Origin of the sequence: Arenibacter sp. F20364, from assembly GCF_023015905.1 — a bacterium.
In the GTDB taxonomy this organism is placed as follows: Bacteria; Bacteroidota; Bacteroidia; order Flavobacteriales; family Flavobacteriaceae; genus Arenibacter.
On record NZ_JALKBD010000020.1, the window covers coordinates 1 to 15040 of the forward strand.

Below are 15040 nucleotides of genomic sequence, written 5' to 3' on the forward strand. Positions count from 1 at the left end.
AGTAAGAAACTTCAATATTTTAAAAATTGCAGAAAAGGACAGATAGCAAATTCAAGTCCAAATATTTTGTAGCGAGTATTCGGAATTATTGGACATTACCTGCCAAGGCCTTAACAGGATGACCAAGAACTATTTGTAATAAGACCATTACCATGTTGGAACGCATTAATAATTTCATTGAAATTAAATATCGTTCCCAGCGAAACATAGAAAATCTATTAATGGTAACTCAATTCACTTCTGAATATATTGAACAAAGGTTAAGGAAATGGAATATGCTTTTAGGTACTAGTTACTAACGTCTATAAGTAACATTCTTAAGCGACACCCTAAACCATATTTTAAGATATTAGAAAATAATACAAGGTTACATTAAGCTTAGCAACTTTATTTAAAGGATACAGAGAATAAAATTAGTAGAATAACTACAAAAGCAATTATGAATTTAAAACTATTATTTCGAGATAGGTAAGCCTACTTTTTTATTCAACAATTAATTCTCTTTAAGTTTTCAGGATAATTGCTCTATCGTTTGCATGACCATATTTCTCAACGGCTATTAGTATTTGCATTATCCGCTGCGTAGTTATCCCTTTATCCTTGTAAATTATGTTGACTCATATATTTTGAAGTTGCCAAATACCTAAGTATAATTAAAATTTATATTCAATTAACATTCGCCTGGTTAATGTTATTTCGCCTAATTTTCCTCTTAATATTTATAATCGTTTCCTGTTCATCTCTGGAAAGGCCTGATATCGTTTTTGATAATTTTGACGGATCAGGTTTGAGCTATGATCAAGGTAAACTAGTTTCCAACCTTTGAAGGTTAGTAGAATATATGTCCATTTTAGGTAGCCGGTGGGAACCATACTACATGACAATGTGTTAATTTGGTTATTAATAATAAGTTGTCAGGGTTGCAACAGGAGCAAATGATAAGACCCTAATTTTTAGCGTAGAAAATATTATTCATACCACCAATGGCGAAGTATTTATAGCCATCACCAAGACTAAAACTAAAACCGAAATAAATTGAATGCCGTTCAGATACAACTTCCATCGCAATTTGTGCAATGTCTTATAAGGGATATTAATATTTAGCCTATTTCAGGAATTCGGATTGGATTTAATATGAAGAAAGGTTTAAATTGTAGTCAAAACATCAATTTACCAAAAACTAAATAGCCAGATAAAATGAATTTATTTAACACAAATACCAGGCCTTTGGTACTTATTTACTTACTAGGAATACTGCTGGTCGGTTGCCAAACTGGGCCCAAGAACAGTGAAAAAGAAATTGCCATATCAACGGAAATCCAATTACCAGATCGACCGAATATTTTGTGGTTGGTTACGGAGGATATGGGGTCCTATATTCCCTCTTTTGGTGATTCCACTATTGTAACACCTAATTTAAGTCGCTTGGCCGCAGAAGGTGTAGTATATCCAAACTTGTATTCAACTTCGGGAGTGTGTGCTCCGAGTAGGGCTGCCCTAATTATGGGAATGTACCCTTCCAGTATTGGGGCCAACCATATGCGTACTACCTCGTATACCGAGGTTACCGGCTTGCCCTCCTACGGCGCAGTACCCCCACCGCAAGCACGGATGGTCAGTGAACTGCTGCGGATGAACGGGTATTATTGCTCCAACAATAATAAGGAAGATTATCAATTTGAAGCCCCAAAAACGGGCTGGGACGAAAGTAGTGCCTATGCCCATTGGCGCAATCGTAATGAAAACCAACCCTTCTTTTCTGTATTCAATTTTACGGATACCCACGAGTCGGGACTGTTTGAGCCTTACGGTCTTAGAAAGGCGGAAACAAGGCATTATCATGAAGGGGACAGAACGTACAAATGGGGTTCCGGTCGTTTGACAGAAGAAGAAACCCCGGTGCACTTGTCAAAAGATACCAATTTTGATATTCCCCCATACCTTCCGGATACTCCGAAAGTACGCAGGGACATGTGGAAATTGTATAACAATATAGCCGAGATGGACAAGCAGGTCGGGGCCGTATTAAAGCAATTGGAGGACGATGGCTTATTGGATAATACCATCATCTTTTTCTACGGAGACCATGGTGGACCCTTGCCTAGGGAAAAGCGGTTGATCTACGATTCCGGTCTAAACACCCCTTTGATTATACGTTTCCCCAATAAACAACTTGCCGGAACAAAAGATACCCAACTTCTCAGTTTCGTTGATTTTGCGCCTACACTGCTATCCCTAATCGGAACAGAGCCTTCCCCCTATATGCAAGGACAGGCTTTTTTAGGGCCATATAAGGCCGAAAAAGAGCGCGAGTACATTCATGCTGCAGCAGATCGTTTTGATGGATTTACAGATGCAATCCGTGCCGTGCGCGATGACCGATTTAAGTATATTAGAAATTACAGGCCGGAACAAGGGTATTATTTGCCTGTAGAATATAGGGAAGGTATACCAACCATGCAGGAATTATTGCGTATGCGAGATGAAGGCACATTGGACAGCGTACAGGCACTCTGGTTTAGGGACCACAAAGACCCGGAGGAATTGTATGATTGTACTACCGATCCGTATGAATTGCATAATTTGGCCCAAAACCCTGATTACAGTGGAAAAATGGAAGAATTACGGACCGAAATGGATAGATGGCTAAAGGAAATTGGGGATGTGCCCAACCTTCCGGAGAAGGAATTGATATCCCAGCTTTGGAAGGGGGCCGAAACCCAACCAATAACAGCAGAACCCGTAATAACCTCCGCCAACAATAAAATTACGATTGACTGTGCTACCCAAGGGGCTTCAATAGGGTATAAAATACAAGGTAAGAATAATGCTGCTACTGAAGTATGGACCGCTTATCAAAAACCTTTTGAAATTCCAGAGGGAAGTAAGGTAATCGCCCAAGCTTATAGGATTGGATATGTGCCCAGTGAAACAGTAGAATCAAGCACGGAATAAATTATTAGCTTAAATAGGGTCGACATAATTCTGTATTAAGTTCAACACGAAATTGCAGCACAGTGCAGGATACGTTCTTTTATTCTAAATACTATTTTTAAATGTCTTTTTCATATCTGGTATCTATACTAGTATGAAAAAACGATTGAAACAATGATCGGATTGCCCATTCATACTGCCTTTTGGCCTATGAGGGGTTTACTTATAATACTTAATTAAAGACAATGTCAGTAAAATTGAACACAAATACTTTTGACGCCATTGTGGTGGGAACAGGAATAAGCGGTGGCTGGGCAGTAAAAGAGCTTTGCGAGAATGGTCTCAAAACACTGGTTTTGGAACGTGGAAGAATGGTAAAACACGTCCAAGATTATCCAACCATGAATCTTGATCCTTGGGATCTGCCCAATGCCGGGGAGACTCCTGCTAAAATAAAGGCTGAGTACCCCAAGCAATCACGTTGGGGTTTCGACGAAACAACAAGGCATTTCTTTAATGACGATTCGGAATATGATTATGACGAAGCCAAACGTTTCGATTGGATAAGGGGTACACAGGTAGGTGGCCGTTCCTTGATTTGGGGAAAACAAACCTATCGTTGGTCAGATATGGATTTTGAAGCGAATTCTAAAGACGGTATTGGGGTGGATTGGCCCATACGTTACAAAGATATTGAGCCCTGGTATGCCCATGTTGAAAAACATATAGGGGTTAGTGGCGAGGCGCTAAACCTCCCCCAATTGCCCGATAGCGTGTTTTTGAAGCCGATGGAGTTGAACTGTGTGGAGGAACATTTTAAAAAGGGTATTTCAGAAAATTACGAAGATCGGGTATTGACCATTGGGAGGGTGGCACATATTACCGAAGGCACCAAACCCGGGGCTGGAAGGATTAGCTGTCAGTATAGAAACCGATGCAAGCGAGGCTGCCCTTATGGTGCCTATTTCAGTTCAAATTCGTCTACATTGCCAATAGCGGAAGCTACAGGGAATATGACCATACGGCCCGATTCTATAGTGTGTGAGGTCCTATACGACAAGGATAAAAAGAGAGCTACCGGTGTAAAAGTTATTGATGCCAACACTAAGGAAGTGATGGAGTTTAGGTCGAAAATTGTCTTTCTCTGTGCCTCATCCATGGCTTCCACAGCCATTTTAATGCAATCCAAATCTGAGGTTTTTCCCAACGGCATGGGCAATGCAAGTGGGGAATTGGGCCACAACATTATGGACCATCAACTGGGTGGAGGTGCCAGTGGAAGCATAGACGGATATGACGATAAGTATTACAAAGGAAGAAGACCCAACGGATTCTATATCCCCAGGTTTAGAAATATAAACGGCAATTCCAAAAATTTGGATTTCATTAGGGGATATGGGTATCAGGGTGGTGCCGGCCGCAATGATTTTAGTACGCTCATCCCTGAATATGCCTATGGAAAAGAACTTAAAGAGGTCATGTTTAAACCGGGAGAATGGCGAATTAACCTCGGCGGCTTCGGAGAAGTATTGCCGTATCATGAGAACCAAATGTACCTCAATTATGATAAATTGGACAAATATGGCCTGCCCACTATTGTTTTTGATGCCGAGTTTAAGGAAAACGAAAAGCGCATGAAAAAAGATTGGATAGAACAAGCTCAGGAAATGTTGGAAAATGCCGGATTTAAGGAGGTAAGGCCCAATAACAGAGAATCGTATATGGGCGGAGGAATACATGAGATGGGAACCGCCAGAATGGGCAGGGACCCAAAGACCTCGGTCTTAAATAAATATAACCAAATCCATGAGGTACCCAATGTATATGTTACGGACGGTGCCTGTATGACCTCTGCGGGCTGCCAAAACCCTTCCTTGACCTATATGGCCTTAACGGCAAGAGCGGCGAATCATGCGGTTGCAGAATTGAAGAAAATGAATTTATGATCCCGTGAAAGTGATACCGGAGTCCGTTCCGGTTATAATATCTTACTTCAATTAAAAGATTTCGATACTGTAAATAGAAAAAACCTTTCTTTTTGAGTTAAACAAAAAATGCGGGACCTTGGCCCGCATTTTTCACATAACCGTGTTTATATATTTTAGTTGGTGTAGGGCACTGTGCCGGTCTCATCTACCGGGTATCCCCACTTTTTAATGTATTCCATTCCTGGGAGAAATTCGTCCCCGGTTTCCTTCAATCGATGGGATAGCTGTTTTTCCAATTCGTCCTGCAGTGTGGTATAGCCCTCATTGCCAACAAGGTTGAAGAGTTGGTACGGGTCATTGATATTGTCGAAAAGCAGCCATGGCCCGTTCAAATCCCGTGCATAAGTATATTGTAGGGTCTTTATGGCCCTATACTCGCGGCCTCCATGTTGCACTTTGTTCCATTGTCCAAAGGGTTGTACACAGGCGAGCAGGGTGGCATGTCCTATACTCTCCTTCCCTTCCATATAAGGCCTATAATCCAATCCTTCCACCGTATCGGGGATGGGAATATTACATAGGCTTAAGAGGGTGGGCATAATATCTTCCGAATTCATTAAAGCGTCCCGTTCTCCAGCAGCGATCTTTAATTTTTCAGGAATATAGTAAAGCATGGGCACCCTGGACGATTCTTCGTAGGGTTGCTGCTTTTTATAGGCACCGTGGGAGCCCAAGAGATCCCCGTGATCTGCCGTAAATACAATGATAGTATTTTCAAATTGCCCGGATTCCTTTAGATTTTTGATGACCTTGCCGATCATATCATCCAGTGCCGCTATATGTGCGTAATAACCTGCCAGATCTTTTTTTGCCCTTTCCTGAAGACTATCCGGTACATTTTTGCGGAGTTGGATCTTTTCCGGATCAAATCGGTTCCTGTATTCCAGTGGGGCCGTATGGTATGGCGCATGTGGTGTACCGTAGGAAAGGATCATCATAAACGGATTCTTGGACGACTTGCGTTCCACAATATAATCTATAGCAGCATCGGTCTGTTCAAAGGTATCATAGCCGTCCCAAATTTTTCTGGTGGGGTCATCGTTGTCATAGTAAACGGATTCGTTGTAATTATGGGTACATTCGTTTCCTTTCCAGAATTGAAATCCTTGCCTTCTTTGGCCAGGGGCTACATTCTGTAACCTTCCATGTCCGTCCAAATGCCATTTTCCGATATAGCCGGTATCGTACCCTTCCTTGTTGAACACTTTTGCAATGGTTACCGCATTGGTGTCCAGCTGCACGTCGTTCATAAAGACCCCATGTGTCAATGGACGTTGCCCCGTCAAGAGCGATGCCCTGAATGGGGAACATACGGGCATGCCGGAAACCGCATTCTTAAAATTAACACTTATGGCCGCCAGACTATCCAGATGTGGGGTGTCTACATTGGGATCACCCGCATATCCAGTGGCCTGGGCCCGCCATTGATCGGTTAATAGTACCAGTACGTTAGGCTGGGAGGTATTTTGAGCTTCTACAGTTTTCTTTTCGTTACAGGCTACAACTGTAACAAGGGTGCATACCAAGATCAGCAATTGACGAAAGGTTATTTGAACTTTGTATTTCATGGATATTCTATTTTTAAAATATTCGAATGTATAAAAAAAGATGTTGTTATGGATAATGAGCACACATAGAAGGCCTGAACATATTTAACGACGCTTCCGACTGACCGTACTGCTTTCTAATGGATTCTAAAAAATTAACAGGGCCATAATATATCGTTCATAAAGGGATTCCACCAAAAACTTACCTTACCCCCTTCACCCTAAAGGAATATGTTCCCGAACCAATTTCAAGAATGGTTTCCTGGTCGTTGGATTCCAAAATAGTAACGGATGCCACCTTTGACAATGTTTTATTTCCTTCCTTAATGTTGGATATCTCCGCAGTGGGAATATGAACTTTGGCTGTGGTGTTTACAGGAATTTCGATCTTCATGAGCACTTCCTTCCCCTTCCAATTCCAAGCAGATGATATGGTGCCATTGATACTTTTATAACTCCCATTCATATAAACCATCTCCTTACTAATGGAAGGTTTTATGATAATGTTGCGGTAGCCTGCATCCTCGGTATCTATACCTACGGCATGTTGAAACATCCATTCTGCCACGGAGCCAAAAGCATAGTGACTAAAGGAATTCATATTGGCATTGAGGTCGGAGTTCTCCGCATCGTCTTTGGTATAACTGTTCCATCGCTCCCATATGGAGGTGCTTCCATTTTCTACGGAATATCCCCAACTAGGATATTCTGTCTGCTGGAAAATTTTATAGGAGATATCGTCAAATCCATATTTGGACAGGGCCAACATAACATGTTTTGTCCCCAAGAATCCCGTTGAGAATTTAAATCCGTTTTTCTCTATTTTTTCCGCCAACCTAGCAGCTCCTTTTTGTGCCAGATCCTTGGGGTACAAATCAAAATATAGTGCCAGCGCATAGCTGGTCTGGGTATCTTCGGAAGTGTAACCGTTATCTAAAATATATTTCTGTGTAAAGGCCTTTTTAATATTTTCAAAGAGCTTGCTGTACTTTGCGGCATCTTCGGTTTTCCCCAATGCTTCTGCCATTTCGGCCATCAGTTTTGCATCATATCCGTAAAAGGAAGCGCCAATAAAATCGTGACTGGTCTCTTCGTTGACGGCAAGCCAATCCCCCCAATTATTTCCTCCGCCAGGCCTTAAATAATCGGTGCTGGCATCTTCCTGAAACTCCATGAATTTTTCCATCCCCTTGTACATATATTCCACAATGCGGGTATCGTTATACACCTTGTACATATTGTAAGGAATAATAACGCCTGCATCCATCCAGGCAGGAGCATATTGATTTGGTCTTGAGTACGGAAAAGGCGCGAAGTTGGGATAGGCCCCATACCAGCGTTGGGCATCATCCAAATCGATCAAAAACTTGGTCATAAAGGCTGCTACATCGGCATTATAGGTAGCAGAACGCATGTAGATCTCGGCATCTCCCGTCCATCCCAAACGTTCATCCCTTTGCGGACAATCTGTAGGTATTTCAAAGAAATTGGCACTTTGGGTGGTTTTGATATTTTTGAAAAGCGTATTGTTCATGGCATTGGAAGAACCAAAAGTACTGGCATTGGTCTCTATAGAACTCAAAACGTGGCCCGTAATGGTCTCCAGAGTTGGCTTGCCCGGGAATCCGGTGACTTCAACATATTGAAAGCCGTGATAGGTGAATTTTGGCTTCCATACTTCAAAGCCATCCCCTTTTAATATATAGGTATCGGTGGCCCTTGCCTTTCGTAGGTTTTCGGTCTGTATTTGACCATCGCTTTTTAAGATTTCCCCAAATCGGAGTTGGACTTTTGTGCCCTTGGGACCCTGCACTTTGAGTTCTGCAATACCGGCAATGTTCTTTCCGAGATCAAAGACATAGGTTCCCGGACTTGGCTCCGTCATGGCTATGGGTTTCAATATCTCCGTATTCTTGACCTGTGTTCCCGGATAGGCTTCCAGTTTTCCATTGGGATAGGTGTAGACTTTAGGCTTTTTCCATTGACTATCATCATAGTTGGGTGTATCCCAACCCGTATTTTCCAAGCGGGCGTCATAGGTCTCCCCCATAATGATATCCGCCTCCCGGATGGCTCCTTCGTTTGTTTTCCATGTTTGGTCCGAAGCAATGGTCTCCGTGCTGCCGTCTTCATATTCAATGTGAATTTGCCCCATAAAGGATGGATTTACCCCATAGAACTCCCGTACTTTATCCAACCTTACCAGAAGAGCGTAACCAATATAGCCTGCATACCAACCATCGGCAATAACTGCCCCTATCACGTTCTCACCTTGGTTTAAACTGTCCGTAATATCGAAAGTTTGGTAGTATAATCGTTTGTTGTAGTCCGTCCATCCCGGTAAAAAATCGGCATCCCCCACTTTGTTGCCGTTTAGATGTAGTTCATAGAGTCCTAGGGCCGTAGTATAGGCGGTTGCCTTTTTTATTTTTTTGTTAAGGCTAAAGGATTTTCGCAGGTAGCGCGCAGGTGGCAGGTAGAGACTATCGTATTTATCAGCTTTGTTATAGCCTACATCATGGCCTATGAAAAGGCCCTTCCAATTTAAAAATTTTAAAAGTCCCATTGACCAGTAGGCAGGAGTGCTCCATGTGGATACCCTATCCGATTCGTCCCAAACCCGTACCTTCCAATAATATTTGGTGGCGGACACCAACGGAATTCCTTCATATGCGATTTGATTGGTATGGTTGGAAATCTCCTTCCCGCTATCCCAGATATCCGCCTGGTCCTGTGAAAGTTTTTCCAAGGAGGAAGCCACAGTAATTTGATAGGCCGATTGTGTCCTATTTCGACCTTCTCCTTTTAAAACCCAACTAAATCTGGGTTGGGCAACATCCAGACCCTCAGGATTTTCGTGATATTCCACCCTAGGCTGATGTATGGAAAGGGCTTTTGCATCCCCGTTTTGGGAATAGGAATTGCCCACTGTAAAGAGGATAATAAAAAGGAACGTAAGTCTGGTCTTCATGGATATTCAGCCTTAAAAATTAAAAAAATGGAAATGTGGTCCTATACCACAATATTACCACCCATTCCAAATATACGCATCCTGTACTGTGCTGTTTTAGCCTACTCCAGTAACCAGGCGGGGTTAAATTATGGCTATTTACAGCACGGTACAGGATAGATAGACTATTATCAAATTCTATTTTTACAAATAATAGGATTTATCGACTTTGTGTTAACCCAATTAAAGAAATGAATAACATACTACCATTATTGATTGCATTGCTATATTTACAATTTGGTTTTGGCCAATTACCTCCTGTATTTGGAAAGGAATATGATGACAAGGCCCAACATTCGGAAATGGTCAAGACCTATTTAACGCCCCAAAGGATTGTTTGGCAGTCCGACGATTCAGGGGAATCCATCAAAAATGCAAAAACCCTCTTGAAAAAGGGAAACGGGCAGGTGGCCGTGAATGAGGATAAGCTGTTTAGATTTACAAGTACAGCGGATAAAAAACCTGGAATCCTGCTTGATTATGGCAAAGAGATCCATGGAGGGATAAAAATTTCAGCGGGAATCCGTAAAGACAAAACACCTGTAAAGTTACGTTTGCGATTTGGGGAATCGGTAGGGGAGGCCATGTCCGATATTGGTGGAAAACAAAATGCCACCAATGAGCATTCCCTTCGCGATTTTATTATTGAAGTCCCTTGGTTGGGAAGTGTAGAAGTTGGTGAAACAGGGTTTCGGTTTTTACGTGTCGATGTTGTGGACGCCGGGATAGACCTTCCTATAAAGTCTATCGATGCGGCCTTTGTTTATAGGGATATCCCTTATTTGGGCAGTTTTAAAAGTAATGATGAGCGCTTAAATGAAATCTGGCTTACAGGGGCTTATACCGTACAGCTAAATATGCAGAATTTCCTTTGGGACGGCATCAAGCGCGACCGTTTGGTCTGGGTGGGGGACATGCATCCTGAAGTAATGACCATAAATACCGTATTTGGAAATCATGAAATGGTCAATAAGAGTTTGGACCTGGCCCGTGACCAGCATCCTCTTCCCCAATGGATGAACGGAATTAGTTCGTATTCCATGTGGTGGTTGCTCATCCATAAAAACATCTATGATTATCATGGGGACCTTTCCTATTTAAAAGAACAGGAAACCTATATGATAGCTTTGTTGGACCAACTGGGCACCTTCATTGATAAGGACAATAAGGAGATATTGGATGGGCATCGATTCTTGGACTGGCCTACCAGCGAAAAACCCGAAGCTATACATGCCGGACTTCAGGCCATGATGGTCATGACCTTTGAGGCTGGTTCCGAAATGATGGCAATTATAGGAAGGAACGACCTTAAATTAAAATATGAAAGGGTGGCCAAACAGCTTAAAAAGCATAGGCCAAAGGATAACACGACCAAACAAGCCGCTGCATTGATGGCTATCGCCAATCTACAGGATGCCGATAAAATCAATAAGGAAATACTGACAAAAGATGGTGTACAGCGCATGTCCACATTTTATGGGTATTATATTTTGGAAGCCATGGCCAAGGCAAACGATTTTAATGGCGGACTTAAGGTAATACGTGATTATTGGGGAGGAATGCTGGATTTGGGAGCAACTACCTTTTGGGAAGATTTTGATATACTCGATGTTGCCAATAGTGGTAGGATCGATGAGTTGATCCCTACAACCAATTCTGACATTCATGGCGACTTTGGTGAATACTGTTATGTCGGCTACAGACATAGTCTGTGTCATGGCTGGGCTAGCGGACCTACTTCCTGGCTTAGCCAACATGTTTTAGGTATTAATCTTTTGGAGGGGGGCGAAAAGGTTAAAATTAAACCTCATCTGGGAGACCTTGAATGGGTAAAAGGAAGTTTCCCCACAAAATACGGAGTACTAAAGGTAAGCCATAAGAAAAACTCGGATGGCACCTTGAAAACAGAAGTCGAAGTCCCTGAAGGCTTAAGTATAATTGAATAGACTATGATTAGAAAAGCATTTAAAATGATGGTCTATCCGGATAGGATAGAGGAATATGCCAAAAGACACAATCCAATTTGGAAGGATCTTGAAGAGGTCCTAAAAAAGCACGGTGTGCACAATTACAGTATTTTTTTTGATAGTGAAAGTCACTCGCTTTTTGGTTATGCAGAATTGGAATCGGAAGAAAAATGGAATGCTATAGCCAATACTCAAATTTGTAAGGATTGGTGGGCACATATGGCAGACCTTATGGAGACCAATTCGGATAACAGTCCTGTTTCTATAGACTTGAAGGAGGTTTTTTACCTGCCCTAAACTTTATAACAACATCAATCTAGCAAGGAATACTTTGATGGTGTTGAAAAAGTCACTACCTTAATATTAAACACGGATCAACAAGGCAATTGATGGAAAGGAGGGTTGTTTTTTTCCTCTGTCAGGCTGTGATATAAATGGAGACTTCCAATGTAGACGATACAGGAGTGTTGCCTAAGTAGCCAATTTGTGAGCACTAATTTTAGAACGCTTAATTTTATCCTATGACCAATACAAATCAAAAAAAGACACTTGGGGAGTACATTTTTGACAACCAAGCCGCATTTCCATATTCCACCGGGGAATTGTCCAAACTTATAAATGCCATAAGGCTTGCCGCCAAAATTACTAACCATGAAGTAAACAAAGCGGGCTTGGTAGATATTTTGGGCGATGCCGGTAACACCAATGTTCAAGGAGAGAATCAGCAGAAATTGGATGTCTACGCCAATGACAAATTTATACAGACCCTTATACAACGTGGAATTGTCTGTGGCATCGCCTCGGAGGAAGAGGACGATTTTATTGCGGTAAACAGCATAGACGGCAATAACAGCAACAAGTACGTTGTTTTGATAGACCCCTTGGATGGCTCTTCCAATATTGATGTAAATGCCTCCGTCGGTACCATATTCTCTATCTACAGAAGAGTAACCCCATTGGGGAGCCCGGTGGAATTGAAGGATTTTTTACAGCCGGGCAAGAACCAGGTGGCCGCAGGTTATGTCATGTACGGAACTTCTACCATGTTGGTCTTTACAACAGGTAATGGGGTAAACGGGTTTACCTTAAATCCGGCTCTTGGTACATTCTATCATTCACATCCAAATATGCAATTCCCTGAAACCGGTAAAATATATTCTGTTAACGAAGGCAACTACGTCCATTTTTCCAAGGGAGTAAAGGCCTATATAAAATATTGCCAAAGGGAAGAGGAAGATAGGCCTTATACTTCAAGGTACATAGGTTCCATGGTGGCCGATTTCCATAGAAATTTAATAAAGGGAGGGATCTATATGTATCCTAGGATCGGACCTTTACAAAATGGCAAATTGCGATTGACATACGAGTGTAATCCCATAGCTTTTTTAACAGAACAGGCCAACGGTAAGGCTACTACGGGGACTATAAGGATTATGGATATCGAACCTACCGAACTGCATCAAAGGGAGGCCATTTTTTGCGGTAGCCGGAAAATGGTGGAGAAATTAGAGGAATATATCCGGAACGAAGAATAGCAAATAATATAATATAGAAATCCATAATATTCTAGATCAATTATTTGATAACCATACTTCTACCTATATCCGCGACTTCATTTAGACTACTTTTCGGTCATGCCAAGAGGCATTTGAAAAATAGCGCCAATATGCCCAATTGGACTTCAAATCCTTCCTGAACTTAAAAGATTTGTTATCTTAGGGATTTAGGATTTTAGGTTGCTTCCTATATCCGCTTTTTCAAATTAATTAAAGAATAAATACACTATGAAAATAAACGACTCTTTTGATTCTGGGCTATATCAGGCCAACGATAAACGTTATGATACCATGCAATATCGGCGCTGTGGCAACAGTGGAATTCTTTTACCCTTAATTTCATTGGGGCTTTGGCATAATTTTGGTCATACCGATAACTTGGAGCTGGGCCGAGACCTATTGCGCTGTGCCTTTGATAATGGGATTACCCATTTTGATTTGGCGAATAATTATGGTCCTCCTTATGGCGCTGCCGAAGAGAATTTTGGACGCATTTTTAAAAAGGATTTTCAGCCCTATCGCGATGAGCTTATTATATCAAGTAAAGCTGGTTGGGATATGTGGCCTGGACCCTATGGGAATTTTGGATCCCGCAAATATTTGATAGCCTCTGCAAATCAAAGCCTTAAACGCATGGGGCTGGATTATGTAGACATTTTTTACCATCATAGACCAGATCCCGATACCCCGTTGGAAGAAACCATGGGAGCTTTGCATCATCTAGTTCAAAGTGGTAAGGCACTATACGCAGGTATTTCCCAGTACCCGGCCGAGCTTACGGCCAGCGCCGCAAGAATAATGAAGAAATTAGGTACACCCTTATTGATACATCAACCCCGTTATAATATGTTCGACCGTTGGGTAGAGGATGGCTTGCTGAACGTTTTGGAAGAAAAGGGGATTGGCTCTATTGCTTTCTCGCCCTTGGCACAAGGGGTTCTTACCAAGAAATATTTAAAAGGTATTCCAGAAGATAGTAGGGCGAGTAAAGATGGTCGCTATTTGAAGGAGGACCAAATAACGCCTGAAATTTTGGATAAGGTAGGTCGCCTTAATAAGCTGGCCGAGCAACGTGGTCAAAGTCTTGCCCAAATGGCCATTGCCTGGTTGCTGAAGGACGAACGTATTACTACCGTGCTGGTAGGTGTTAGTCGTACAGAGCAATTGCTGGATAATTTGGAGGCGCTCAAGAATATAAAATTTAGTGGCGCAGAACTAAAGGAGATAGAAAGAATTCTGGGGTAGTAGGGAAGTCTTGTTTATAAGGCACAGTTAAGGTAATTTGCATTGAATGACAAATAATCCATTGCCTTGAAATGTGTAATTAAAGTAGTATTATTTAAAAACAATGAAACAACATATTGTAAAGATTTTGGAGACCCATTATATTACCCATGACGTAAAACGCTTTGTGGTGGAACGGCCTGCAGGCTATGATTTTATTCCTGGACAGGCGACCGAGGTCTCCATTAACTTGCCCAAATGGAAGGACCAATTGCGGCCCTTTACCTTTACCTCTATAATGGAGCACGGCTTTTTGGAATTGATGATCAAGATCTATAATGATCATGAAGGGGTTACCCATAAATTGGGTAAAACCCATGCCGGGGCAGAACTTATTCTTCATGAGGTTTTTGGGGCCATTCAGTATAAGGGGCCTGGTGTTTTTATTGCCGGTGGAGCTGGTATTACACCTTTCATATCTATTTTTAGGCATCTATATACCCATAAGAACCTACATGGCAATAAATTGATTTATTCCAACAAAACGTCCGAAGACGTTATCATGGAAGAAGAATTGCAACAGATGCTCGGTGGTAATTTTATAAAAATATTTACCCGTGAGAATGTGGTGGGCTTTAGGGGAAATAGAATAGATCGCAAATTTCTTATCGACAATATTTCCGACTTTGGGCAGAACTTCTATTTGTGCGGACCCAAAAAGTTTGTACAAAATATTACAGAACTGCTCTTGGATCTTGGCGCCTCAGCTGAGACGGTCATTATTGAAAAGTAAAGGTCGTCAATCTTAATTGAT

The 15040-nt window shown here is 41.8% G+C and carries 9 protein-coding genes; 7 read left to right on the top strand and 2 right to left on the bottom strand.

The window, feature by feature from the left end:
• Window positions 1-1197: 1197 nt before the first annotated feature.
• Both MWU84_RS15995 and MWU84_RS16000 read left to right on the top strand, forming a co-directional pair.
• A complete protein-coding gene (locus MWU84_RS15995; protein WP_246903405.1) occupies window positions 1198-2955 on the top strand; it encodes a sulfatase-like hydrolase/transferase in 1758 nt (585 codons plus the stop codon).
• A gap of 224 nt (window positions 2956-3179) precedes the next feature.
• Window positions 3180-4880 (top strand): GMC family oxidoreductase, encoded by a 1701-nt coding sequence (locus tag MWU84_RS16000; protein WP_246903408.1) that lies wholly within the window; start codon window positions 3180-3182, stop codon window positions 4878-4880.
• A gap of 155 nt (window positions 4881-5035) precedes the next feature.
• Here MWU84_RS16000 and MWU84_RS16005 read toward each other — a convergent pair whose 3' ends face one another.
• The gene (locus tag MWU84_RS16005; RefSeq protein WP_246903411.1) at window positions 5036-6490 is read right to left on the bottom strand and encodes a sulfatase; all 1455 of its coding nucleotides are present in this window, start codon (window positions 6488-6490) and stop codon (window positions 5036-5038) included.
• 181 nt (window positions 6491-6671) lie between these two features.
• A complete protein-coding gene (locus tag MWU84_RS16010) occupies window positions 6672-9440 on the bottom strand; it encodes an alpha-L-rhamnosidase (RefSeq protein WP_246903414.1) in 2769 nt (922 codons plus the stop codon).
• Window positions 9441-9670: 230 nt separating this feature from the next.
• Between MWU84_RS16010 and MWU84_RS16015 the strand changes: the two genes are divergently transcribed.
• The 5 genes from MWU84_RS16015 (at window position 9671) to MWU84_RS16035 (ending at window position 15019) form a co-directional block, all read left to right on the top strand.
• On the top strand, window positions 9671-11425 hold the full coding sequence (locus MWU84_RS16015; protein ID WP_246903416.1) for an alpha-L-rhamnosidase C-terminal domain-containing protein: 1755 nt from the start codon (window positions 9671-9673) through the stop codon (window positions 11423-11425).
• Window positions 11426-11428: 3 nt separating this feature from the next.
• On the top strand, window positions 11429-11743 hold the full coding sequence (gene rhaM, locus MWU84_RS16020; protein ID WP_246903419.1) for an L-rhamnose mutarotase: 315 nt from the start codon (window positions 11429-11431) through the stop codon (window positions 11741-11743).
• Between the two features lie 224 nt (window positions 11744-11967).
• Window positions 11968-12981: a class 1 fructose-bisphosphatase gene (gene fbp, locus MWU84_RS16025; protein ID WP_246903422.1), complete on the top strand. Its 1014-nt coding sequence runs from the start codon at window positions 11968-11970 to the stop codon at window positions 12979-12981.
• Between the two features lie 249 nt (window positions 12982-13230).
• The gene (mgrA, locus tag MWU84_RS16030) at window positions 13231-14247 is read left to right on the top strand and encodes an L-glyceraldehyde 3-phosphate reductase (RefSeq protein WP_246903425.1); all 1017 of its coding nucleotides are present in this window, start codon (window positions 13231-13233) and stop codon (window positions 14245-14247) included.
• A 103-nt stretch (window positions 14248-14350) separates the two neighbouring features.
• A complete protein-coding gene (locus MWU84_RS16035) occupies window positions 14351-15019 on the top strand; it encodes an FAD-binding oxidoreductase (RefSeq protein WP_246903428.1) in 669 nt (222 codons plus the stop codon).
• The last annotated feature ends 21 nt before the right edge of the window (window positions 15020-15040 follow it).

What these genes read in the sequence shown, in the direction of transcription:
- MWU84_RS16015 (WP_246903416.1), top strand. Translation starts at nt 9,671, where the DNA reads ATGAATAACATACTACCATTATTGATTGCATTGCTATATTTACAATTT.
- MWU84_RS16010 (WP_246903414.1), bottom strand. Translation starts at nt 9,440, where the DNA reads ATGAAGACCAGACTTACGTTCCTTTTTATTATCCTCTTTACAGTGGGC.
- MWU84_RS16005 (WP_246903411.1), bottom strand. Translation starts at nt 6,490, where the DNA reads ATGAAATACAAAGTTCAAATAACCTTTCGTCAATTGCTGATCTTGGTA.
- rhaM (WP_246903419.1), top strand. Translation starts at nt 11,429, where the DNA reads ATGATTAGAAAAGCATTTAAAATGATGGTCTATCCGGATAGGATAGAG.
- mgrA (WP_246903425.1), top strand. Translation starts at nt 13,231, where the DNA reads ATGAAAATAAACGACTCTTTTGATTCTGGGCTATATCAGGCCAACGAT.
- MWU84_RS15995 (WP_246903405.1), top strand. Translation starts at nt 1,198, where the DNA reads ATGAATTTATTTAACACAAATACCAGGCCTTTGGTACTTATTTACTTA.
- MWU84_RS16035 (WP_246903428.1), top strand. Translation starts at nt 14,351, where the DNA reads ATGAAACAACATATTGTAAAGATTTTGGAGACCCATTATATTACCCAT.
- MWU84_RS16000 (WP_246903408.1), top strand. Translation starts at nt 3,180, where the DNA reads ATGTCAGTAAAATTGAACACAAATACTTTTGACGCCATTGTGGTGGGA.
- fbp (WP_246903422.1), top strand. Translation starts at nt 11,968, where the DNA reads ATGACCAATACAAATCAAAAAAAGACACTTGGGGAGTACATTTTTGAC.